Origin of the sequence: Ahniella affigens (genome assembly GCF_003015185.1) — a bacterium.
GTDB classification, from domain to species: Bacteria; Pseudomonadota; Gammaproteobacteria; order Xanthomonadales; family Ahniellaceae; genus Ahniella; species Ahniella affigens.
The window spans coordinates 4448929-4471415 of sequence record NZ_CP027860.1 but is presented as its reverse complement, the minus strand read 5'-3'; the positions used below and the strand labels follow the sequence as shown (position 1 = coordinate 4471415).

Below are 22487 nucleotides of genomic sequence, written 5' to 3'. Positions count from 1 at the left end.
CCAATCAGCATCGCTTGGGGACGACATGCAGATCGCGCACAAACACATCCGGAAAGCACAATTCCGCCATCTAGGGCGAAGGCTTCAATGGCAGCTGGTCCGTAAACCCGATGAGCGAAGAGAGAGATCGCCGACACTGCGATCTCTCTCGTCGCTCATCGGATCCACTTGCTACATCGGCAACGTCGAGCGGATCACATTGCCCAGTGGCGTGGTTGAGACGAAGCGGTATTTGGGCGACGTTGCGATCATCACCACGCGCAGCAACGCGCCAGGGGTGACCGAGCAGCGCTTCACGTTTGGCGATCATCTGGGCTCGGTTGAAACGATCACGGATCAGAACGGGTCGGTGGTCGAGCATGTCAACTTTGATCCCCATGGCACCCGTCGTGACACGAGCGATTGGCAAGGGCCAGGCATCGCAGCCAGCACGACGACGCGCGGATTCACCGGTCATGAGCATATCGATGGCGTTGGACTGATCCACATGAACGCCCGGATCTTCGATCCCGAGCTGGGCCGCTTCCTGCAAGCCGATATCGTGGTCGAAGCACCATCGAACCTACAGAGCTGGAATCGCTACACCTATGTGTTCAACAACCCGCTGAGCCTGACTGACCCGACTGGACGAGTGTCGGATAAGCCCCCTACGTCCGACTAGTTGTCGTCTCAGGGCTTCTCGCGATTCCGGCGGCGCAATGCGCTGCGCTTGTTGCGACCTACTTGCTGCAACAATTTCGCGAGGCTGTTTGCGGAATACGGGATAGCTGACTTCTCAGAATTTTCTCGGGTCGCGGCAACGGTTACGGTTCGGTGCCAAACACCTGCAAGATCACCGCATTCGGCACAGCAGCGGGATTGCTCCAATCGGCGCCTGTCAGGTCTGACGGAACATCTGGTCGCTGTAGTCTGAAGAAGTCGAAGCTGGCGCGGAGGTCGGGGTCGGCGGGAATCGCTGGATTGGCGCATGAAAACTGAAGGCGATTGATGTTGTGGAATTCATAGCTGCACGCGCTCATGGTGGCCCAGTCTGTGTAGGCCACCATGCCGACTTGCAATGCGGGGCTGAAGTCGTTGCGCCGAAACCGGCGGAGTACTTGCCAGTTGGCGCCAGGCTGTGTCGGACGAAACAACGCGAGCACGTGTGGTCCGATTCGTACCAGGCGGAGGTAGGCCGAGTCGGTATTCGCGGGCGCGTTGGTGATGATGCGCACTGAGACACTGTGTGTTTCGCCCGGCAGTGCTGCCCGTGTGGTCTTGTCCTCGAACTGATACAAGCCTGGTGTATCGGCAGCGCCCATCGACAAAAACACATAGGCCTCGCGGCCGCGCGTCCAGTTGTTGTTGCTGGCCTCCACCTCTGGCCTTGGCACACGCAGCATCAGACCGGCGAGCGAGTATTCGCTTTCGAGCGGACCGCCGTGCGTGCTGCCAGGCGCCGCCAAGCCAGCGCGGTTGCGCGGACGAACGAGCGTAGTGACTTGCAGATCGCCATGGAAGGTCTTGTAGGTTAACTCAGCGCGATAGTCTTCCCACCATCCGGAACTATAGGGCTGCAGCGTGAGATGACCCGGAGTCGTTTGGTTGACGTCGCGGATCTCGGCCGAATCAAATGGCCAATGCTCGGTGCGCCAGATCTGATCAAAACGCGACAAGCTTCTCGCGTCGTCAAACTCGTCGCTTTGCCAGCGAATCTCGGCGTGATTCAGAGGTTCTAAGCTGTCCGCAAACAAGTCGTTGGCGGACACGCTGCCGATACCGATCAGCAGCGATCCGAATAGCAGGGCGAGCAGCCACCGGGACCAATCGACGCGGGGGCGTGTCGAGGCCGACATCTCGTTTGCGTCGCAATGGTGGATCATTCGAAGCTGTCCTGGAATTGGGGTGGTTCGGTGGTGCCGGCGGCTCGCGCGACGGCAGCGTGGAGGCGGGTCAACCCAATTGCCACGGCTTTGTTCAGCGGCTGTGGGCTTGCGAGTCGGAGCTGAATGCCGAGTTGCGTCAACGCCTCGCCGGTGCTGCGCAGCGTGGCCGCGTTGGTCTGATCGGCGGCCCGCAGCATCAGCGCAGCCAGTGCGGCCTTGCCTTCGAGGTAGTGGCACGCATCAAGGCAGGGCGTGGGCATGGCGCCAGGTGTCCAGCCAGGCTCCAAGGTCATCACATTGCCGCCGAGGCGCGCGCCGCTGAACCCGATGCGCATCGACTCTGGCAGGATGCCATTCACGGTGCCATCGGCTGGCGGCACCTGGAGGGCGTGCGTGATCAAACGCGCGTGCGCATTGAGCACTTGACTCGGGCGCACGCCCGGGCTGCCAAGACTCGGATCGAGTTGTTGCGGGATCAGGCGATACAGCATGGTGAGGTCGTACAAACCCGTCATCCACAACTGCGTGCTGTAGTAGGTGCCGGCACCGGTGACGATGGAGAAGTCGCCGCCGCTGCCATCGGGCAGATAGCCGCCGGATGGTTCGATGAATCCGATGGTGTCGCCGAGATGCTGGGACTCGACGTAGTGCTGCGTCAGGTTGCGTGCGCTCGTGCTGGTCCAGTCGTCGAGAAAGCTGGCGTCATCGCTGGCTAAACCGACGAATCGGAACAACTCCAGAAACTGCGAGGTGACGCGGCCATTGAGCCGGGCATCGGGGTCGTTGATGAGTGTATTCGGGCCACAGACGGGACCCTGCGGCACTTGATTGCGGCCGGGGCACAGGTACGCGCGAAACGTGTCGGCGCCGCGGGCCAGCGTCTCGGGTACTGACTCATCGCCGCTCAGCCAGTAGTACAGGATCAGATTTTCCAGATACTGGTGCGAGGCGTTGAAGTCGGAGCGATAACCGTTGTATCCGGCCGGTGCCTGTCCACAATAGAAATTCTGATCATCCGGCGCACACTGATAGACCAGCGTGTGCAACGCGCGGAGCGCAGCGGGCGTGGCCAAATCGGACAGGTAGTTCGAGTCCTGATAGCGAAAGGCAGCGACGACCGCAGTCGACGCAGCGTTGTGATAGTCCGTCCAGGTCGCGCACCAATACGTGTCGTCCACATCGTCGGCTGGGGTGGGATCGTTGTCCCCACAATCGATCTCGTCGGTCCGGATCGGGTCGCCAAAGAATCGCGGGAACAGACCGTGGGTCATCAAGCCATAAAGCCCGCGTGATTCCCGAAGGCTGCGGGTGAGATTCAGCGTATCCGTCAGGACCGTGTCATAGCCCGCAAACGTCGATGGCAAAGGACCAACTGGGAACTCGTCGACCGCCCCAGTGGCGGCAATCCAGGCTGGATTCGGCAATGCTTGCATGCTGTGCTGCAGGTCGGGCCAGAATGCGGCCAAGTGGTCGGTCAGTGTCGTGCCGGGGGCGCCGATATGAACGGCGTATTCGGCAAACATGCCCTGGCGCAACCCGAGCCAGATGGGACCATCGATCAGATCGATCGCGGTGTCGGTGGTGCTCAGCTGCTGCAGCGCTTGGGGCTCGTATTGATGCATCGACTTGATGGCGACCCCGATGACGCCTTCGGGACCGTCGCGCAACAGCGCCGCGCCATCGGCAAGGCTGCCGGTTTGCACGCTGCCATCGGGTCGGCGCCAAGTGTATTGATACGCGGCAAGTCGGTTGCTTCGCTGCAATTGCCGAATGCCCGCCGTTTGGCCGGTCGTCAGGTTGCTGCTGAATAGACTTTGGCCGCGCGTTGCACGCATGCCGAGCAGCGGGCTACTGGTGTCATTTGCCGCCTGCAGCCGTTCGCGCCAGCGTGACACCTGTACGCCATTCGGGCTGCCATCGCACGTGATCACGCCGTTGCCGCACCGATCGCCTTCGAACGCGAGGCTGGCCCGCACGTCCACGCTGCTGGCGCCGGCCCGGAACACATACCGACGCGTCAGCGCCAAGCGGCCGTTCCCGATCTCGGGCATGTTGATCGGTGCGGACACGACAATCACCGCTGACAGGCGATCTTGTGACACCAACTCGGCGCGTCGGATCGGCAACAGGCTGTTGTACGTCACACCGTTCGCAATCAGTTCAAAACTGCTGCCAACGAGTGGCGTGTTACCGCTGCCCGCGCTCGCTTGGCTCAGTACGCCGAGTCCATGCTTTGGTACTTCGAATTGCGCGGCGCCGGTATTGATCTGAAAGGCATTCGCCGTACTGCTGACGGTGACCGTCGCGCCGCTGACCGGGTTCGTCACCGATCCGTCAATCGACAAGCGATAGCTCCGTGCGGATTGCGCGGGGACAGAAGCCGGGAAGCTGACCAGAACCCACTGAATCGGTGCACTGACTTGGCTGCGACCCGCGCCCCAGCGCGCCAGCACGCGAAAGGTTGCCGGAACCGCGAGGCCTTGGTCATTGACCACGGCCAGATCGTTCGTGCTTAAGAGTTGCTGGCTCCGTGCCAGCGGCACGCCCGAACGGACGATGTAACCGTTCTGCGGAAATGACGCGGGATTTTGCACCAGCAATTGCAGATTAGTGGGCATGACGGGCGCATAGACGGCGTGCGCGGCGCCAGTACCGAGGCAGCAGTAGGTGATGAGCAGCAGCTTGAACCACAGGACACCCGGCAGCAAGAACCATCGCAAGCGGAACATTTGAGACTCCGAATCGAAACCAGTGAAAGGGCGTTGGTCGCATGAACGCTGACGACTGCACGCAGAAGGCAGGACGAACCCTTCACGTGGTTTTTCTCACCGACAACGCTAGTCGGCGGTTTGCTGCCGTTGGTGCCATGGCTTGGCTTTTGCTTGCGGCATTCGTTGCCGCCTACAAAACACGCGGGCTAGACTGGGAACCTGCAGAGGAGGTTGTGCTTGGACGAACGGGAGTTTCGCGCGGTCCTCGATCGACATGAGGGCCGCTTGCGTGCGCTGATTCAGCAACGCCTGAGCCCTGGGGACGGCCTCGATGCCGATGACCTGGCCCAGGAAGTGCGCATCCGGCTGTGGCGGGCCTTGGCGACTGAGAAAGGCGTCACCCATCTTGCGTCCTACATTCAGAAGATCGTGTTCTCGGTGTTCATTGACGCGCTGCGGCGCCGTGATGCGCGTAAGGAGCAGGGTCTGGATGAGGTGATGAGCGCCGAGTTGGAGAATGCCCATGAGCGACCCGAAGCCGAGCCGGAGCAGTTGGCTAGCCGCCAGCATCAGACCGTATTGGTGCAGCAGGCGCTGGCATCGATCCAGGCCAGTCGCCGCATGCCCGCGCAATTGCTGCTGCATGGGTTCAACCCCGCCGAGATCGCAACCATGTTGAATTTGACGGATGCGAGCGCTCGCAATCTGGCCTACCGCGGTGTCGAGGACTTGAAGCAAGCGCTGAACGCGCTCGGAATGGAGCATGTCGATGACTGAGTCCTTGCATGACGCCGGCATTGCCAAATGGGTGGCGGCGCGGACGACCCGACCCGATGCCTGCCCCGATCCCGAACTGCTGTTTGTGTTTGCGAGCGGTGCCCTGACCGACGACACGGCTCGCGCCACCTGCGTCGCGCATGTCGCGGCCTGCACGGCTTGTCGGCGGGCGGTGCAGATGGTGTTTGCCAGTGCAACGTTCGCGACGGAACTTGCCTCCGATCTGGACGCTGCGGCGTCGAGCCCGGCCCGTATACCGTCGGCGGATGTGGTGGGCCTTCCGATCACCCCCAAACGCGCGCGGCGAATCTGGCCACTGGGGCTCGCTGCGGCGGCAGCCCTGGTCGTTGCGGTCCTGATCGCGCCTTGGCGCCCGGCACCCGACTACGACACCGTGCGGGCTCCGGGGGCAGCGGCCGTATTGCCGCCAGACAATGCCACCTTGCAATCGCCACCAAGCGTGCTGCGATGGCCGTGTTCAGCGGCTGGCAATACCTATGAGGTCAGTTTGTTGGACGCCAAGGCCGAACCCGTGTGGCGCGGTCAGACCAGCGTCTGCGAGATTGAACTCGATCCAGCCTTATTCGTCGAGCGCCGCGGTAGCTTTTATTGGCGGATTAGTCCGGGGCTGGACGGTGCGACGTCATCGGCGTTTTCGTTCGAAGTCGAGCGCGCGGAGTAGGCCGATGCGTCTGCCGGCGCAATTGCCCAAGATCGCTTGTGCGGTGAGCTTGTCGCTGCTGTTCGCCGCGACCCATGCCAAGGCGGCGACGTGGACCGTTGTGCTGATTCCAGACGACGCCAGCACCCGTGGGTTCACGCTGCAGATCGGAGACACGTTGCCTGATCCTGGGCCGGCCGTCACCGATGTGTGGGCTTGGCGGAAGCATGAGCGGCTGCGCAGCATTCGTGCTGACGGAGCCGAGCGCACACCAACGCTTCCCGGTCGGAGCGGCGAATGGCTGGCATTGCCGCATTCCGATCGTCCCGCTGACGATGCCGGCGAACGCTTGCGGTTGGCGATTGCGGCAGCGCGTGCGCAAGATGTCGAGACGGCGCGCCAGCACTACCAATGGCTGCGCGATCAGGTGCCGGAGCAGGTTCTGGAAGTTGCGATCAGCCAGGCCCAGGAATTGCCGGCACTGAGCGACCAAGCGCCCGAACTCGCGCGGATCGACGCGTTGTTGGCGACGGCGCCGACCGGCCCAGTTGATGATGCGACCCGTGCCAGTTGGGCGCTGCTTGCATTGTTGCGGGCGGAGTCGGCGCTGCGCTTGCGCGACTGCGCGTCGGTGCCCGCGCTGGTTGGTCGGGTCGTCCGGGACGCTGCAAACAGTGTGTTGCATGCCGAGGCACGATTGGTGTCGGCGCAATGCCAGTTGCGGGCGCGGGAATTCGAGCGCGCCAAACAAGATTTGGACGAGGCCGAGGCCGTGCTCATCGAACGCGCGCCTGGCAGCATTCAGCTCGCCATTCTCAAGGGTCGTCGGGCAGTGTGGTTGCAGATGCAGCGGCAACTGGACGCGGCCCGATCGGCATATCGCGACGCACTGGCCACGCTAGCCGCACTGTCGCCCATCCACCTGGAGTTGGGCCGCTGGCATTTCAACTTGCATCTGATGGCGCTTGAACATCGTGAGCTGGCCAACGCCGAGCACGAGGCGCGATTGGCACTCGCGATTTTCCAGAAGCGGCAGCCGGGCTCGTTGCTGTATTTCCAGGCACTCGCGGGCGTGGCCGAAGTGCTGAGCCGACGTGCCGAGTTTCAGCAGGCCGTGCTGTTGCTGGCCGATGCGGTGCGGGCGTCGGATCAGGTGTCGCCGTGGTCATACGAGGCTCTGTCACTGCACGTGCAATATGCGAACGCCTTGCACCAGGCTGGCGCGACTGCTGCCGCGCGGGCCGAGCTCGATACGTTGCTGATTCGCCTTGTAGCGCCCGAGGCGCAACGCGTGCGCGAGGGGACGATGCTGCTTGCCGATGCCGCGCAATATCGGGCCAGCGTGGCCGTTCGCGCGGGCGATTGTTCTGCCGCGTTGATCGATACGAACGCGGCCTTGGCGGCGTACCGCGAGCGTCAGCAACAAGGCGCGGGTGTGTTGAATACACTACTGGTGCAAGCTGAGTGCGAACTGCAGGCCAAGGATTGGGATCGGGCAGACGAAAGTCTGAGCGCCGCAGTGGCCACGGCGACGGCCATGCACGTGGCTGGTGTGCAACGGGCGAGTCTCGACTCGCTGCAAGCAGCGCTCGCAGCAGCGCGAGGCAATCCGACGCAGGCGGCAATTCTGGACGACCAGGCGTTGACCGCGTTCGAGGCGCATCGCGCGGCGGTCGGTGGCACGCCGCTGCTCCGGGCGCAATGGGCAGATCAGTACGCACCGTTCTACAAGCGCGCGATGCAGCGTGCGGCCGATCAGTCTGATTTTGTGCGCCTTGATCGGCTGGATCGACGCTATCGCTTTCAGGCGTTGCTCGCGTTGCTGGATGTGCCGGATGTCGAAGCCCCGAAGCATTGGCTGCAGTTCTTGCAGACAGCGGCCAATCCGCGCGAGCATCTGGCCGCCCATCAGGCAATGGTGCGTTGGCTCGTGCTGCCCGACGAAATCCTGGTGCTGATTGACCGGCGCCAGGCGCCGATGGTGGTGCAGCGCTTGCCCATCAGCTCGGCGACGTTGCGCGCCGACCTCGAACGCTTCTTGCTGCTCAGCAATCGCGCGCTGAAAGACCCGGCGAGCGTTTCGGCGCAGTTTGAACAGGCCCACCAGCTTTTCGAGCAATTGTTGCAGCCACTGGCGCCCGCATTGGCGGACAGCACACATTGGATTCTGGTGGCCGACGGGCCGTTACTCCAAGTGCCTTGGCCCGCGTTGGTCACCGAGCTGACGACCGACGGACCACGCTTCCTGATCGAATCGAAGGTCTTGGCGACGGCCGCGTCGAGCGATGTCTGGCTGCAGATTCAAAGACGGTCGCAACAGGCGACGACGGCAGTGGCGTTTGGTGATCCCGACTTTGGCGCGTTGAGTCGCTTGCCGCAAGCGAATGGCGAGCGTCAACAATTGCAAGCCCTGCCGGGTGCGCGGCAAGAAGCGTCGCAAGTGGCCGAACGTTATGGTGACCGCGCTGAACTGCTGCTGGGTCCGGCGGCGACTGAATCGGCTGCGCGGGCCAAGCTACCCAATGCCGCGGTCGCGCATTTCGCGTTGCACTCGGTGCTGGACGCAAAGGCGCCCATGGCGTCCTACATTGCGCTGTCTGAAGTCGACGGCACCGGCGCCGATCCGCGGCAAGATGGTCACTTGTCGGCGGCCGAAGTGCTGAGCGAGGTGCCGCTCCAGGCCAAGCTCGTGGTGTTGTCGTCTTGTGCCAGTGCCCGGGGGCAGGAGCTCGCGGGGCCCGGAGTGCTCGGGTTGACCAGCGCATTTCATGCGGCTGGCGCGGCGTCGGTCGTTGCGAGTCTTTGGCCGATTTCGGATGCGGCGACCGCCATTCTGATGCCCGATCTGCACGAGTCGTTCGCGGTGCAAGGGCAGAGCGCCGAAGCACTGGCGGCTGCCCAGCGTGGTTGGTTGCAGGCGGCGCGCGATCAACGGTGGTGGACGCAGTTGTCCCGGCAGATCGGGCTACAGCCAGAGCTACCCGAGCAGCCGTTGCAAGCCTACTATTGGGCGGCGTTCACGCTCAGTGGCGGGCGTTAAGTGGGCCTCGGAACATCTTCCAAAAACATGAGCCGTTTGCCGCGCTTTTCATGCGTCTGCAACGGTCCGGGCAAGCCGCCCGGGATATTTCAAAGGAGCAGGTATGCGGTATGTCTGGTTGGCGCTGATGTTGGGTCTGATAGCAGGTTGTGGACGGTCCGGGTCGGTGCCGGATGGTGCCTACCTCCGCACGGAGTTCGCGGGCGGATATCTGAGCAACCGTTTGTTTGTGTTTCAGAATGGCCAGGTGGCCGGCGATGTCGGCGGCGATCTGGAGCATTTTGACTTCGCGAAGCATCGGCAAGTCAGCCCCACGTGGATTGGTACCTATGAGCGTCATGGCGACACGCTGAAAATCGTCTGGGCCGATGGCACCGTGCAGGAGGGGCCCATTCGCATCGACAGTTCGGGCGAGGGATTCGATTTCTATGGCTATGGCCACGCCCCGATCAAGCCGATCGACGATGCCGGGCGGGTTCAGGGGCGCTATTACGGCGGCGCGAGTTATGGCGGGATCAGTACAGCCTATGACATCACGTTCAATGGCAACGGCCAGTATGTGTCGAATCAAGCCGCCTCGGTGCGCTCGACCAGCGATGGCAGCGAGGTGTCGGGTGGCAGTCATGGTGGTGATCGCGGGACGTATGCCATTCGCGGCAACGTGCTGACCCTGAATGGGAGTGGCGGCAGTCAATCCGTTCAGCTGTATCAAGTGCCCACGTCGGGCACCGGCCCGATCGAATTGTTGATCATGGATGGCACCGTGCTGACCCGAGACGGGGATTGAGTCGGGGGCGTAGGCGGTATCGAGACGACACTTGGCCGCAAGTCGCCCGCTTCGTCGCCCATTCCAGGGCAGACACAGGGGTCTGCCCTACGGATTTGGGGAACAGCCGGTGATTTGGATTGGTTCCGGGGTGAAAGCCAGTAGCGCCAAAGCTGCAGATAAATCCGGTCAGATTACGTCCCACGGATAGCTGCCGTGGTCGAGAAAGAACGCCGCTGCCTGGTCCAGTGGTGCGTCTTCGTTCTTTGCGACCTGGCGCAGATTGCGAACAATTCGGCGCCGTGCCTGCTTTGCAAACAGCCACGCAAGGTTCACGGCTGCATCCGCTTGGGCATGCTTGCCGTGCTCGAGCGAGTTGGCGCGCGACAGCGCACAGAGTCCGACAAACAGGTCGATCCCCACATCACCGAGACGACGCAGGATGTACTGCTGATCGGCGATGCCCTTGCCATATTGCTTCAGCACTTCGTCCGAAGCATTGGCCAACTCGACCACGGATTTCTCGTACAGCGCTGCCGCCTTCCGGAGCGTTGGCGACAGTTGCGAGACAATCTTGTCGGTGCCAAAACCGGTGCGCTGCGAGAGACGCCGACTCGCGTAGCCACTGAGCACCCCGAACCCTTTGATCGGATCAGAGAAGATGTCGCTGACGGCGTGCTTCAGATTGCCCAGCTGGGCGCCTACGTCTTTGAGTCCAGACAGGGCCACGTAGAGCCGCAGAATCTCATTGGTGCCTTCGAAGATCGATAGAATTCGGGCATCGCGGGTCTGGCGCTCGTATGGATACTCCTTCATGAAGCCGTTGCCCGCAGCAATCTGCAGCGCTTCATGCGCGGTGCGCTGAATCGCATCGCTCGCAAAGACCTTGCTCATTGCCGCTTCGATCGAATAGTCCTCGACCCCGGAATCGATGTAATGCGCGACCATCCACACGGCTGACTCGGCCGCAAAACAATCGACGCCCATTTGCGCGATCTTCTCGCGCACCAAGCCGAACTCGGCGATCGGTCGATTAAACTGCTTGCGATCCTTGGCTTGCGCCACGCTCAGCTGGATCAACTTCTTCATGCCACCGACTGCGCCGCCACCGAGGCCCGTGCGACCGTTGTTCAGAATCGACATCGCAACCTTGAAGCCCTTGCCTTCTTCGCCCAATAGGTTCTCGGCCGGAACACGCACGTCGTTGAATGCGACCGTGGTTGTCGACGACGCGCGAATGCCCATTTTGTCCTCATGCGGACCATGGGACACGCCGGTCCAGTCGGCTTCGACAATGAAGGCGCTCAGTTTGCCGTCGGTGCCTTCCGTACGGGCGAATACGGTGTACAGCTGCGCAATGCCGCCATTCGTGATCCAGATCTTCTCGCCGTTCAAGGTCCAGCTGCCATCAGGATTCTTGCTGGCCTTGGTGCGGATCGACGCTGCATCCGACCCCGAGCCGGATTCGGTCAGGCAGAACGCTGCGATCATCTCGCCCGTCGCGAGCTTGGGCAGATAGCGCGCCTTCTGTTCGTCCGTGCCAAACAACAGCACGCCTTTCATGCCGATCGACGAATGCGCGCCGATGGTCAGCGACGTTGAGCTGTCGTGGCTCGACGTTTGCGCGAGCACGCGCGCGTAGCCGCCGTTCGATAGCCCGAGCCCACCGTGTTCCTCCGGGATGATCAGGCCGAACAAGCCCATGTCGCGCAGCGCCTGCACATACTCGTCGGGCTGGTGGGCCGCCGTATCGTATTCCCGAAACGCCTTTTCTCGCGGCTTCAGAAAATCGTCGATCGATTCGACCATCAGGCCAAGCACTTCTCGATCCTTCGCGCGGAGCTCGGGATACGGAAACAGGTTCTCCTCGACGATTTCGCCAAAGAACAGATTCTTCGCGACACTCAGCTCGGGGCGGGCGGTTCCTGGTTGGGTTTTCGGGTCGGCGGCCATCACGTTGCTCCCTGGGTTTTACCCGAGTGTAGCGGGAAGCTTTGACCGCGCGACTCCAGTCCGGGCTGGGTGCTGTGGCGCGGTCCAGACGATAAGTAACGCTATGATTCAAAAGCGAAACGTAACCATCACCGGGCGAGCCGGCCACGCGGTGGCTCAGATTTCTGCCGGCAGCGCTTCCAGCACTTCGCGGGCCGTGGTCACGCCCTTGGCGACTAGTTCGGCCGCCGAATACCGAAGCGGACGCATTCCCGACTTCATACAGACTCGCTGGAAACTCGGAAGATCCAGGTTGGCCTTGATCTGACTGCGGAGCTCATCGCTGATCGACAGAATCTCGTAGATCGCAATGCGTCCGAGATAGCCCGTGTGCCGACATTCATTGCAGCCCTTTGGCGCCGCCACTTTATGCGGTTTCGGCAGGCCCAGTGTGCGGACCAGACTCGCCCAGGACGCGTCGTCGATTTCGCCGACAGTCTTGCAATGCGGACAGAGTTTTCGGACGAGGCGTTGGGCGATGACCCCGTTCAGCGTGCTCTGAATCAGGTAGTGCGGCACCCCCAGGTCGAGCATACGGGTGATTGCCGACGGCGAGTCATTGGTATGCAGCGTGGAGAGCACCAGGTGGCCGGTCAATGACGCCTGCACCGCCATTTCGGCGGTTTCCAGATCGCGGATTTCGCCCACCATGATGATGTCCGGGTCCTGGCGCAACAGGGTGCGCACGCCTGATGCGAAGGTCAGATCGATGTTCGTCTGCACCTGCATCTGGTTGAACTCGGCAGCGATCATTTCGATCGGGTCTTCAATGGTGCAGACGTTGAGCTCGGGGGTCGCCAGCTGTTTCAGGGTCGAATAAAGCGTCGTGGTTTTACCCGAGCCAGTGGGGCCGGTGACGAGCACGATGCCATGTGGCCGCTCGACCATCGAGCGCCAGGCTTGCTCGTCGTGGCGCGAAAATCCGAGTTCGGTAAAGCCCTTGACCACCACATCGGGATCGAAAATACGCATCACGACTTTTTCGCCGAACGCCGTGGGCATGGTCGATAGACGCATTTCGACTTCGCGGCCGCCGGGTGAGCGTGTTTTCACGCGCCCATCCTGCGGGCGTCGGCGTTCGGCAATGTCCATGCGGCCGAGAATCTTGATGCGCGCGGTGACCGCGACCATCACCGGCGTGGGCAACTCGAACACTTTGTGCAACACGCCGTCGATGCGAAAGCGCACACGCGACACGTCGCGCCGGGGCTCCAGATGGATGTCGCTGGCGCGCTGCTCATAGGCATACTGCAGCAACCAGTCGACAATCCGGACAATATGACTGTCTTCGGCGCCGAGATCGCCTGATTTGCCTAGTTCAACCAGTTGCTCCAGACTCGGCATCGTGCCGCGACTGTCTTTTTCGTTGTCTTTCTGATCCTTGGCTTTCCGCACCGCGCGCGTAATGCCGTAGAACTCGATCAGGAACCGGTTGACGTCGAGCGGATTCGCGACAATCAGTTGGACTTCCCGGCGCAGCATGCGGCGCAAGTCATCGGTCCAACGCGTGTCATACGGTTCGCTGGTCGCAATGGTGACGCTGGTCTCGTCAATAGCCAGCGGCAGAATGCGGTAGCGTGCGGCATAGTTTGCCGCCACGATCTGGCCTACCCGGGCCACATCGACCTTGGTTGGATCGATCTTGAGATACGGTAGCTTTGCCTTGCCGGCCAGCCATTCGGTGAGATACTCCAAACTCAGTGCCTTCTCCGGATGCCGGGCATCGTTCAGTTTGGCATTGGCGATCATGACCAGCGGATGCACATCATTCCGACTGCTGATCCGCGCGACGCGCGTGCGTTTGGCATCTTCGTCGGCGACCAATCCGTCGGCCAGCAGGTTTGCCAGCACCTCGTCCAGATCCAGACGTTTGCCTTCCGTGAAGCCCAGGTGGCCACTGAAGGTGCGGATCGGGACGATTTTGGGTTTATTGCTGGACGGCTCAGTACTCATGACAGACCTGACGATTGCGCTGCCCCATCGTACGCCGAACCAGCGGAGGCAACCAGCGGCAGGCAGCACGTTTTTGCGCACTTCTGGCGCCGCTTGAACCCGATCTGACCGATTTCGCTGCCGCACTGCGCTTGCACGAGGCACGGAACCGCTGACTGGAGTGCCCCATGCGTCTTGCTCGATTTTCCTGCTTTTCATTGATGCTCTGGCCAGCGCTGCTTTGGGCCGCACCGGGCGATCTGGACTGCAGCTTTGGCAGTGAGGGCAAAGTCATCGCCGACCTAGGTAGCGCCGAAGCGGCCTACAGCGTCGCGCGGCAGTCGACCGGGCGATTCATTACGGTAGGCGGCAGCGGGGGCGCGCTGCGTCTCAGCGGCTGGACGCCGGGCGGCAGCCTGGATCGGCGTTTTGCGGGCGCGGGGTCGAGCCTCATCAGCATCCCAGGTCTTGATGTCGTGGCCGATGTGACCGTAGACAGCCAGGATCGGATCTTGGTTGGAGGTCGCATCACGGTGGGTGACGCCGACGGGTTCGTTGCCCGCTTTCTGGCTGATGGCACGCTCGACACGAGCTTTGGCGGTGGTCAGGGCTATGTGAACGTTGAGCTGTCCGATACGACGGATGGCACGGCGAGCGACACGGTTACCGCGATCCGGGTGGACACGACGGACCGCCCGGTCCTGGCGGGCTATGTGCGTATCGCGAATAACGACAACGCTGCGGTGGCGCGATTGACCACGGCGGGCGCACTCGACAGCGCTTTTGGTGGTGGCGATGGCCGGGTCGACTTCAGCGTGCTGGGTGGTTCCACCGAGGATATCCGCGCGATGGTGCTGGATCACGTCGGCCGCATTGCCGTGACCGGGGCGACTGCTTCGAATATTCAGAGCAATCGGAATACGCTGGTTGCGCGGCTTACCGCGGCCGGCGTGCTGGACGCCACGTTCGATGGTGATGGCATCAAGAGCCTGGATCTGAGTGAAACCGGTGCCGACGACTTCGGTCAGGATCTGACGGTTGGAGCCAACGATGAGATGTTCGTGTTGGGCTACGCCCTGAACGACGTCGGGTTGGCCCGCATTCGAGTCGATGGTTCGCTGAATACGGCAATGGCCAGCGACGGCATCTTGCGCACGAGTTTTCTGGGTGGCCAGAACGTGATCGAGCAAGTATTGATGCAGAACGACGGCAAGCTCCTGGTTACCGGTTGGCCCGTGTCCCAGCCAGGCACGTTTGTGTTCGCCGCCATGCGGCTCAGCAATACCGGTGTGCTGGATACCACCTGGGGCGGCACGGGCGTGGTGACGACCAATGTGCAAAACCTCAACCGTGCGTACACGGCTTGGTTGCTGCCCGACCAACGCCTGCTGCTCGCGGGCGGCCTGCTGAACGACACCCAATTTGGCATGGCGCGCTATTTGAACGATGGCCAGTCGAACCAAAACACCACCGTCACCCAGATCACCACAGCCAGTCCGAATCCTGTGCTGATCGGCGGCGTCGTCACCGTGGCAGCCACCGTTAGTACAACGGCTGGAAGTGGCACGCCAGGTGGCAACCTGATCATCAGCGACGGCCAGAATCAGTGCACGGCGACCCTGGCTCCGGCGGGCGGGCAAACGGCGAATGGCAGCTGCGATTTGACCATGAGCACCGTCGGCGTGCGGACGATCACCGCGCAGTTTGATGGCGCGCTTGGTACGTGCCGAAGTGCCGCCAGTACGAGTGTCACCGTGCAGCGCTTGCCGACGTCCGTCACCATCTCCAGTCATGGCAGCAACCCCAGCTTGCGCGGTGACAGTATCGTCGTGCAGTACACCGTAGCGGCGGGTCCCGGTCAGACCCCGACGGGTCAGGTCACCGTGACGGATGGGGTCGACAGTTGCACCGGCACGGTCGCTGAAGGGCAGTGCACCGTGACGCTCAATACGGCCGGCAACCGTCTGTTGCGCGCGACCTATGCGGGCGACGCCACGTTTGGCAACAGTCAATCGGCGAACGTCAGTCATGTCGTGCAGGTTCGCGTGATCGCATCGGCGGGGCCGAATGGCAGCATCAGTCCGAACGGTGTGGTCGGCGTGAACCTCAACCAGGCGCGCAGTTTTCAGGTACTGCCGGAATTGGGGTTCCGCGTCGATACCGTCACCGGCTGTGGCGGCACCTTGAATGGGCTGACCTACACCACCGCACCGGCCGTCGCGGATTGCAGTGTGCAGGCGCTGTTCCGGGTGCCGATGGCCGATTTGGAGATCGCAAAGACCGACGGGCAGACGACCGTTGTGCCAAACACCAGCACGGTGTATCGGATCGTCGTGGGTAATGCGGGTCCAGACGCCGTAACGGGCGCCCGCGTGCACGATCTGTTGCCGAACAGCCTGCAGTCCGCTGTCTGGACGTGTCGCGCCGATCTGTCGACTGCCAACTGCCCGACCCCGAACGCGGGCACCGGCAATCTCGATGTGCTCGTTGATCTCGAGCCCGGCCAGAATGTGCGCTTCGATCTGCTGGCGACGAGCGTCGCCGACCTCGATACTGTGATCGAGAACATCGCGACAATCACCGTTCCCGTGGGCTTTGACCCGTTGTCGACGGCGAACGATCAAGCGGCCGATCAGAACCTCGTCGTCAATGACGGGCTGCATGTGGATGGCTTCGAGGGCGCGCCCGAGCTTCGGGTACCCGCTGCCAAAGCGGCGCTGGAGCATGGGGACTGAGGTAGGCGCACCAGGCGGACCGAAGGTGCGCTTATTCGCGCATCAAACTGTCGGCGACGATGCGCGATTCTTGCGACGGCGCAGTGCGGCAAGTAGCCCTCTCCCCAGCCCTCTCCCACTCGCGTGGGAGAGGGGGTTGCTTGCGATCGGCATGGCCATCGCATGCGGATTGCCGAGCTCGCGACAACAATGGGCGATGGGGTGGTCGATAAGCGTCCCTGTCGCACGAAAAGGTGGGTCTATTCGCGAATCAACCGGGCGGCCGGAACCGCGTTGCGTTCAATGGGCGCCGGCACCCAGAGCTGCCTCTATGTCCGCCTGCAGCTTCAGGCTGGCTTGAATGTCCGCGTGATCGGGAGCGAGCAGCGCCCGCCGCGTCTCGAGCGATTCCATGAGAATGGTGTGCGCGCGCGCTGGTTGCTCAAGCTTCAGCAGCACCCGGGCCAGGTTGTGCTGCGCGCGCGCCACTTGGGCGCTTCGGGTGCCATAGATCTGAATGCGGAGCGCAATGGATTGTTCCAGTAGCGCTTCGGCGTCAACGAGTCGCCCGATTTGCTCATAAAGGCTCGCCAGATTGTTGGTCAGCAAGGTGTGGACTGCCGCACTCGGATCGGTGCGGCGGATAGTTTCAAGCCCATCGCGGTAGCTTTGTTCCGCCAGCAACAGGTCGCCTGAATCCTGAGCCACATTGCCGAGTTCGTTCAAGGTGACGGCAACGTCCTGGCTGTCTTCCCCTTGGACACGCCGCTGGCGGCGGAGCGCGTCCTGCAACAGAGGCAGCGCCTCAGCGCCGCGACCTTGCTCGTCCAGGCTCATGGCCAGCGCGCGCTGCGAATTCAACGTTCGCGGATCATCAGCGCCGACGGCTGCGATCTTTTCGGTCAGCGCCAGCCGAAACCACGTCTCGGCTTCGGCGGGCTTGCCCTCTCGCGACGCGATAAAGCCGAGATTGTGGTGACTGGAACCCAGGTCCACCGCCAATTCGCGCCGGCTGCCGAAAATGACTTCAGCGCGCCGAAACAGGGCCGCGGCCTCGGGACCGCGATTGGTTTCCATCAGCGCCACGCCCGCCGTATGCAGGCTGTGCCCCAGGCTCGGATCGTCCGGAGGCATCCATCGTTCGCTCAAGGCGAGCGCCTGCTCGGCGTGTGTGACTGACTCGCCATGGCGGCCACGGCCTTGCAAGGCACGGGCGTGCTCGCGGAGGATCTCGGCCGCCAAGCGGCTGTCCTGCATGGGTTTGGGTAGTACGGCCAGGGCTCGTTGCAGTTCCTGGTCCGCCAGATCAAAACGTCCGAGGTTGCTCCAGATGGCGCCGATCGCGTGTCGGAGTCGCGCCTCGGTGTCGCCTGCCGGCAAGGTGGTCTTGTTCAGGTTGTCGGTGGCCTGCTGCAGCAACTCCTGCGCGCTCATGCTGGTTTGCCGGGCGGCGCGTGGGTCGACTTGCGAAAACAGCCCGACCAAATATTGGGTCACCGCGTTGGCGGTCTCGGCCTCACGCGCCCGCGCCTGTTCAGCGTCCAGCGCGCGCTGGCGTTCCTCATTCAAGCGCCAGACAAAACTGCCCGCGAGGGTCAGCAGCAGCAGGCTGCCGAGCACCACGACGCGATACCGACGAAGCCACTTGCGGCCGCGATACCAGAGCCGGCCGGGCGCGGCGCGGACGGGCAGTCCGTCACGCCAGCGCTGCAAATCATCGATCAACGCCGTCACGCTCGGATAGCGATCCGACAGAGCCGGCGCGCGCGCCATGCGGCTGATGAAGTCAAGATCACCGCGGACAGCCGCTGCTTCGGCTGCGAGCCAGGCTTCGGCCGTCGCCGCCTGGGTGCTGGCACGCTTGCCCGCCTCGGGCATTTCGGCGCACAACATCACGTGGAGCAACACGCCCAGCGCATAAACATCTGCTGCCGTGCTGATCGGCTCGCCGGCCAATTGCTCGGGCGCGGCGAAACCGGGTGTGTAGAAGCGGGCGATGGTGCGGTCGCTTTCCTGATCGAGCATCTTGGCAATGCCAAAATCAAGCAGCACCGGTTGCCCGTCTGAGCGCACCAAGACGTTTGCCGGCTTCAGATCCCGGTGCACGATTAGCCGCTGGTGCGCATGCGCGACGGCATCCGCAAGGGACAGGAACACGGCCATACGCTGCTCCAGTTTCGGGCGTTCGGTTTGCAGCCAATCCAGCAGCGGTCGGCCGTCGACCAACTCCATCGCGAGCCAGGGCTGGCCTTCGTGCAGCCCAGCATCCAGAAACCGAGCAATGTTTGGATGCTGCAATGTGGCGAGCACTTGTCGCTCGCGCTTGAAGTGCTGCAGCAATGCCGGGTCGTGTCGCGCCCGAATCAGTTTGATCGCGACCGCTTGCGTCAACAGGCCGTCCGCACGTTCGGCGCGGTAGACCTGCCCCATGCCGCCCGAACCGAGCACGCCCAGAATTCGATACGAGCCGATACGTTCGGGCAGCGATGTCTGGTCATGATCGAGTTCCGCCATGATTCGCGCCGGGATGGGGTCGGCACTGTCCAAATGGCTCAGCAGCTCAGCGAGCTCCTCGCGCTGCGCATCGCTATAGGGACCGTTGGCCAGCGCCGAGGCACGTGCTTCTGGCGGTAAATCGGCGAGGGCATCAAAGGCGCTGCGGAGATCGAATGCAATGCTAGTGTCGGCGGGCGTCATGCCGACAGTTCACGTTTCAGCCAAGTCTGGCCAAAGCGCAACGCGCGGAACACGCTCGACACCGAGATATCGAGCACTGTCGCCACTTCATCGCGCTCCAGGCCGCCGAAATAGGTCAGTTCCACCACTTGGGCAGCGCGCGCATCGACCTTGCCAAGTGCGGTCAGCGCGTCGTCGAGTTCCAGAAATTCGGCGCTGGCCAGCTGGTTTGCGCTGACGTCGGACAAGGTCACGAACGCCACATCGCCACCGCGCTTCTCACTTTGGCGGGCACGCGCATGGTCGACCAGGATCGCGCGCATGTGGAGCGCCGCCAAGCCGAAGAAGTGCGCTCGGTTCTGGATATTGCGGTCCGCACCGAGGAGGCGCACAAAGACTTCGTTGACCAGGGACGTGGGTTGCAGCGTTTCGCCGCGTTCGCCGCGAAGCCGCTGTTCGGCGAGGCGCCGGAGCTCGCCATACACCGCCGATGACAGGGCGGCCATCGCGGCGCCGTCACCCTCGCGCCAGCGTTGTAATTGCGCCGTCAGGACACCCGGATCGGTGGGCATGGTCGGCAAGGGCTCCTGCTTTGGGTCGAAAACTGACTGGATTGTAAACGGCGACACGGCAACTGACATCGGTGTCAGGGGGCAAGAACCCGGCCAATCGGTCGGCTTGAGCCGACTGGCGGGTCGGACCGGTGGCGACCCTGTCGTTCGGGGCTTTGCGCAAGGTGTTGATTGTCTTAAGGTCGGAGGTAGTGCCAGACCCGATCATTGGGGTCGACGACAGAATTTGCCGGCCCCCGAAAAAAAGATTGGGGGAAATCGCGAAGTGCTGCGTCGTACCCATTGACCCGGGTCTGGACATGGACGTCCGTTCTTTCCGGCAGGCAAGCCGTATCGGTCCCGGTTCGAATCGGAGCGTAAGTGTTGTACTCATTACAAGATAAAAAGCATGGCTGTCCGAACACCCGCACGGATTGTGTCCCTGCACGGTGCTGTCTGGCTCATCCTTGGGGTGAGTCAGGCGGCTGCCTGCGATTTGACGCGTCCGTTGCCACGCTTTGCCGAGCAGGCAAGGCTCCTGGACATTGCCGCACGAATCGCTGAAAACAACGACTGCCGGGTAGCCCTGGCACCAGAGCTGGCCAATCGCGAGGACGCGCTCGACGTCCCGTCCGAAGCGCCAGCGAATGACATTCTGGACGCGTTGAGCGCACGCTATAACCTCGATTGGCGTGAGGAACCAGACGGCAGTATTACCGTTGTGGCGTATTCGCCGGCGAGTACGCCTGACTTGCGTGCCGATGCCCTGGACATCGTCGGCATCCGCGACGCCCAGGCCGCTGAAGCGGTCCGCAACGCATTGAAAGTGGATTCTCCCGCCGAGCGGAGCCCGGTCGTGCCGCGTACCGAAATCGGCATTTCCCGAACCGAAGACGAGGCCCTCAGGGACTACAACTCCGCAGTGATGCGCGCCCCGGGGATCTACGGCATGGCGTCGTCCGACTCCATCCGCGGCATTACGGCGCCGCGATTGCCGCTGGGTTATCGCTCCAGCTTGATCAGCATCGATGGCATCCCGCTGCCGGCCGAGGCGAACGTCTACGGCCAGATTGATCTGAACCTGACCGAATCGCTGGCAATGACGCGCGCCGGCACGGGGCTTGGACTCGCGTTCGGCGCCGGTGCGGGCCAGATCGAAGCCTGGACCGCCGAGCCAACCGACAGTGTGCGGCTGAAGTCGCGATTGCTCGTATCGCAGAATTACGCCCCACGTCTGAGTGCGGCGACGACGGGCGACCTGGGGCTTTCGGGCGCGCGATTCTCGATCGGCCTGAGTGGGCAGTTGGAAGACGAAAGTCGCGACACCGACGCTGATCCCGACGCGTTCGAAGACGATCAGGTGTCGCTTCGATATGCCTGGGACAGTCCGGAGGGGCGCCATCAGATTGCGGGTAGCTTGCTGAAATGGAACAACGCGCAAACCGGTGGCGTGCAAACGCCAGGGGGCACATGCGGCGGTGGTCGCGACTACTGCCCGGCAGGTGCCGATATTGCCGCACAGGGTGGAGCATTCAACTACGCGTTTGCGGCGACCGACGACTGGATTCTGTCGGCCCACGCCAGCTATTCCGATACCGAAGCCGCTGTGCTTCGGGTGATTAACGACGAGGTTCGTCGCGCCCAGCCGGTCTATCTCCTGCTGCAATTTCTGGATCTGCGCTCCGACTGGCAAGTGTCCGACCGGTTTGGGGCGTCGCTCGGTGTCGCGCGATCCGAGCGGTACCGCAAGGTGTACACGCCGCAATCGTTCAGTCTCGGCCTGACGCCCGGAGATTTGGGCCTGGAGCCGGTAGTCCCAGGGCAGGTCGCAGGGATCGAATGGATGCGCGAAACCCAGCGGCTGTATCGGCTGCCGCAGGCCTATGTTGAATTTCGATATGACGATGGTTCGGAATGGGACGCGAGCCTCAATGTCCGCGAAGTCGGTGCCGATAGTGAGACGCGCACCGACTACTACGATTTTGTCGTCACCAATTGCCGGGTGATCGACCCGGCCAGTGCCGGCACTACCGACTGCGCGGCGGTGTATCGCGAGCAGGTGTTGGGGCCGGATATCCGCAACGTGTCGGATCAGGACCTCTGGCTCGTCAACGGGGCGCTGCGTTATCGCTTTGATGACGCCCACTGGCTCGCGCTCGCGTATCGCCAGTCGTACGGCATCACGGACTATTTCCCCGAAGTGTCGCCGATTGGCGCGACCGAACGGATCGATACCGTCGAGTTGGCCTGGCATGTGCCCATCGCCGACACGCAGCAATTGGAATTCCGACTGTTTCACCACGACTGGGGCCCGCGCACGGCAACTGGCGTCAATGGCGCCATTACGATTTTCGACAGCCGGATCCTTGGACTGGAAGCGGACTACCACTGGCAGCCATCGGCCAACGCCGAAGTCTGGATCAATGGCGCCGCGCTCAACACCGAGAACACGCTGGCGACCAATGATCTGGTCGGCGCGCCGCCGTGGACGATTGGGTTTGGCACCCGCTACCGGTTTGAGAATGGCTGGTATGTCGGCACCAACTTCACGCACGCGGAGCCGGCGCGCGCGGCCTCGCTCGTTGGTCAGCTCACCGAATTGCCATCGCGCGACCTGCTGGATGCACGCGTTGGATACCGACGGGGCGCGTGGGACGTCTCGCTGTTTGGCACCAACCTGCTGAACGACACTTACTTCATCGATCAGCAGGGCTTTGGATTTCTGCCGGAAATCTACGATGCGCCCGATCGGATGATCGGGCTCGATGTTACCTGGCAGATGGCGTGGCCGTGAATGTCGCG

13 protein-coding genes are annotated in these 22487 nt (G+C 62.6%); 7 read left to right on the top strand and 6 right to left on the bottom strand.

Features of this window, described 5'->3' with window-relative positions; all coding sequences use genetic code 11:
- Positions 1–211: 211 nt before the first annotated feature.
- Entirely contained in the window at positions 212–661 is a 450-nt protein-coding gene (locus C7S18_RS24560) for an RHS repeat-associated core domain-containing protein (RefSeq protein ID WP_170113327.1), read from the top strand.
- 142 nt (positions 662–803) lie between these two features.
- Here the strand turns inward: C7S18_RS24560 and C7S18_RS17255 are convergent, their stop codons facing one another.
- Together C7S18_RS17255 and C7S18_RS17250 are read right to left on the bottom strand one after the other, a co-directional pair.
- Positions 804–1862: a hypothetical protein gene (locus C7S18_RS17255; protein WP_106892737.1), complete on the bottom strand. Its 1059-nt coding sequence runs from the start codon at positions 1860–1862 to the stop codon at positions 804–806.
- Positions 1859–4594: a hypothetical protein gene (locus C7S18_RS17250; protein WP_106892736.1), complete on the bottom strand. Its 2736-nt coding sequence runs from the start codon at positions 4592–4594 to the stop codon at positions 1859–1861. The genes C7S18_RS17255 and C7S18_RS17250 overlap by 4 nt, the downstream gene beginning before the upstream one ends.
- Before the next feature lie 219 nt (positions 4595–4813).
- Here C7S18_RS17250 and C7S18_RS17245 point away from each other — a divergent pair, with 219 nt between their 5' ends.
- From C7S18_RS17245 to C7S18_RS17235, 4 genes are all read left to right on the top strand, one after another.
- Positions 4814–5353: an RNA polymerase sigma factor gene (locus C7S18_RS17245; RefSeq protein ID WP_170113326.1), complete on the top strand. Its 540-nt coding sequence runs from the start codon at positions 4814–4816 to the stop codon at positions 5351–5353.
- Complete coding sequence (locus C7S18_RS24555; RefSeq protein WP_170113325.1) at positions 5346–6035, top strand: cupin domain-containing protein; 690 nt, start codon at positions 5346–5348, stop codon at positions 6033–6035. The genes C7S18_RS17245 and C7S18_RS24555 overlap by 8 nt, the downstream gene beginning before the upstream one ends.
- Positions 6036–6039: 4 nt before the next feature.
- Positions 6040–9054 carry a CHAT domain-containing protein gene (locus C7S18_RS17240; protein ID WP_170113324.1) on the top strand — a complete coding sequence of 1005 codons (3015 nt, stop codon included), beginning with the start codon at positions 6040–6042 and terminating at the stop codon, positions 9052–9054.
- A gap of 103 nt (positions 9055–9157) precedes the next feature.
- The gene (locus C7S18_RS17235; RefSeq protein ID WP_106892733.1) at positions 9158–9841 is read left to right on the top strand and encodes a hypothetical protein; all 684 of its coding nucleotides are present in this window, start codon (positions 9158–9160) and stop codon (positions 9839–9841) included.
- Positions 9842–10009: 168 nt separating this feature from the next.
- Here the strand turns inward: C7S18_RS17235 and C7S18_RS17230 are convergent, their stop codons facing one another.
- Both C7S18_RS17230 and tfpB read right to left on the bottom strand, forming a co-directional pair.
- The gene (locus C7S18_RS17230; protein ID WP_106892732.1) at positions 10010–11773 is read right to left on the bottom strand and encodes an acyl-CoA dehydrogenase family protein; all 1764 of its coding nucleotides are present in this window, start codon (positions 11771–11773) and stop codon (positions 10010–10012) included.
- Positions 11774–11929: 156 nt separating this feature from the next.
- Complete coding sequence (gene tfpB, locus C7S18_RS17225) at positions 11930–13765, bottom strand: type IV pilus assembly ATPase TfpB (protein ID WP_106892731.1); 1836 nt, start codon at positions 13763–13765, stop codon at positions 11930–11932.
- A gap of 167 nt (positions 13766–13932) precedes the next feature.
- On the opposite strand from tfpB, the gene C7S18_RS17220 reads away from it, so the two are divergent.
- Positions 13933–16479 carry an Ig-like domain repeat protein gene (locus C7S18_RS17220; RefSeq protein WP_106892730.1) on the top strand — a complete coding sequence of 849 codons (2547 nt, stop codon included), beginning with the start codon at positions 13933–13935 and terminating at the stop codon, positions 16477–16479.
- A gap of 279 nt (positions 16480–16758) precedes the next feature.
- Here C7S18_RS17220 and C7S18_RS17215 read toward each other — a convergent pair whose 3' ends face one another.
- Complete coding sequence (locus C7S18_RS17215) at positions 16759–19155, bottom strand: serine/threonine-protein kinase (RefSeq protein ID WP_106892729.1); 2397 nt, start codon at positions 19153–19155, stop codon at positions 16759–16761.
- The gene (locus C7S18_RS17210; protein WP_170113323.1) at positions 19152–19706 is read right to left on the bottom strand and encodes an ECF-type sigma factor; all 555 of its coding nucleotides are present in this window, start codon (positions 19704–19706) and stop codon (positions 19152–19154) included. Before C7S18_RS17210 ends, C7S18_RS17215 begins: the two co-directional genes overlap by 4 nt.
- Before the next feature lie 388 nt (positions 19707–20094).
- On the opposite strand from C7S18_RS17210, the gene C7S18_RS17205 reads away from it, so the two are divergent.
- On the top strand, positions 20095–22479 hold the full coding sequence (locus C7S18_RS17205) for a TonB-dependent receptor (RefSeq protein ID WP_106892727.1): 2385 nt from the start codon (positions 20095–20097) through the stop codon (positions 22477–22479).
- Positions 22480–22487: the final 8 nt, after the last annotated feature.

Coding starts and splice junctions, on each gene's coding strand:
- C7S18_RS17255 (WP_106892737.1), bottom strand. CDS start 1,862: ATGATCCACCATTGCGACGCAAACGAGATGTCGGCCTCGACACGCCCC.
- C7S18_RS17250 (WP_106892736.1), bottom strand. CDS start 4,594: ATGTTCCGCTTGCGATGGTTCTTGCTGCCGGGTGTCCTGTGGTTCAAG.
- C7S18_RS24555 (WP_170113325.1), top strand. CDS start 5,346: ATGACTGAGTCCTTGCATGACGCCGGCATTGCCAAATGGGTGGCGGCG.
- C7S18_RS17240 (WP_170113324.1), top strand. CDS start 6,040: ATGCGTCTGCCGGCGCAATTGCCCAAGATCGCTTGTGCGGTGAGCTTG.
- C7S18_RS17235 (WP_106892733.1), top strand. CDS start 9,158: ATGCGGTATGTCTGGTTGGCGCTGATGTTGGGTCTGATAGCAGGTTGT.
- C7S18_RS17230 (WP_106892732.1), bottom strand. CDS start 11,773: ATGGCCGCCGACCCGAAAACCCAACCAGGAACCGCCCGCCCCGAGCTG.
- tfpB (WP_106892731.1), bottom strand. CDS start 13,765: ATGAGTACTGAGCCGTCCAGCAATAAACCCAAAATCGTCCCGATCCGC.
- C7S18_RS17220 (WP_106892730.1), top strand. CDS start 13,933: ATGCGTCTTGCTCGATTTTCCTGCTTTTCATTGATGCTCTGGCCAGCG.
- C7S18_RS17215 (WP_106892729.1), bottom strand. CDS start 19,155: ATGACGCCCGCCGACACTAGCATTGCATTCGATCTCCGCAGCGCCTTT.
- C7S18_RS17210 (WP_170113323.1), bottom strand. CDS start 19,706: ATGCCCACCGATCCGGGTGTCCTGACGGCGCAATTACAACGCTGGCGC.
- C7S18_RS17205 (WP_106892727.1), top strand. CDS start 20,095: ATGGCTGTCCGAACACCCGCACGGATTGTGTCCCTGCACGGTGCTGTC.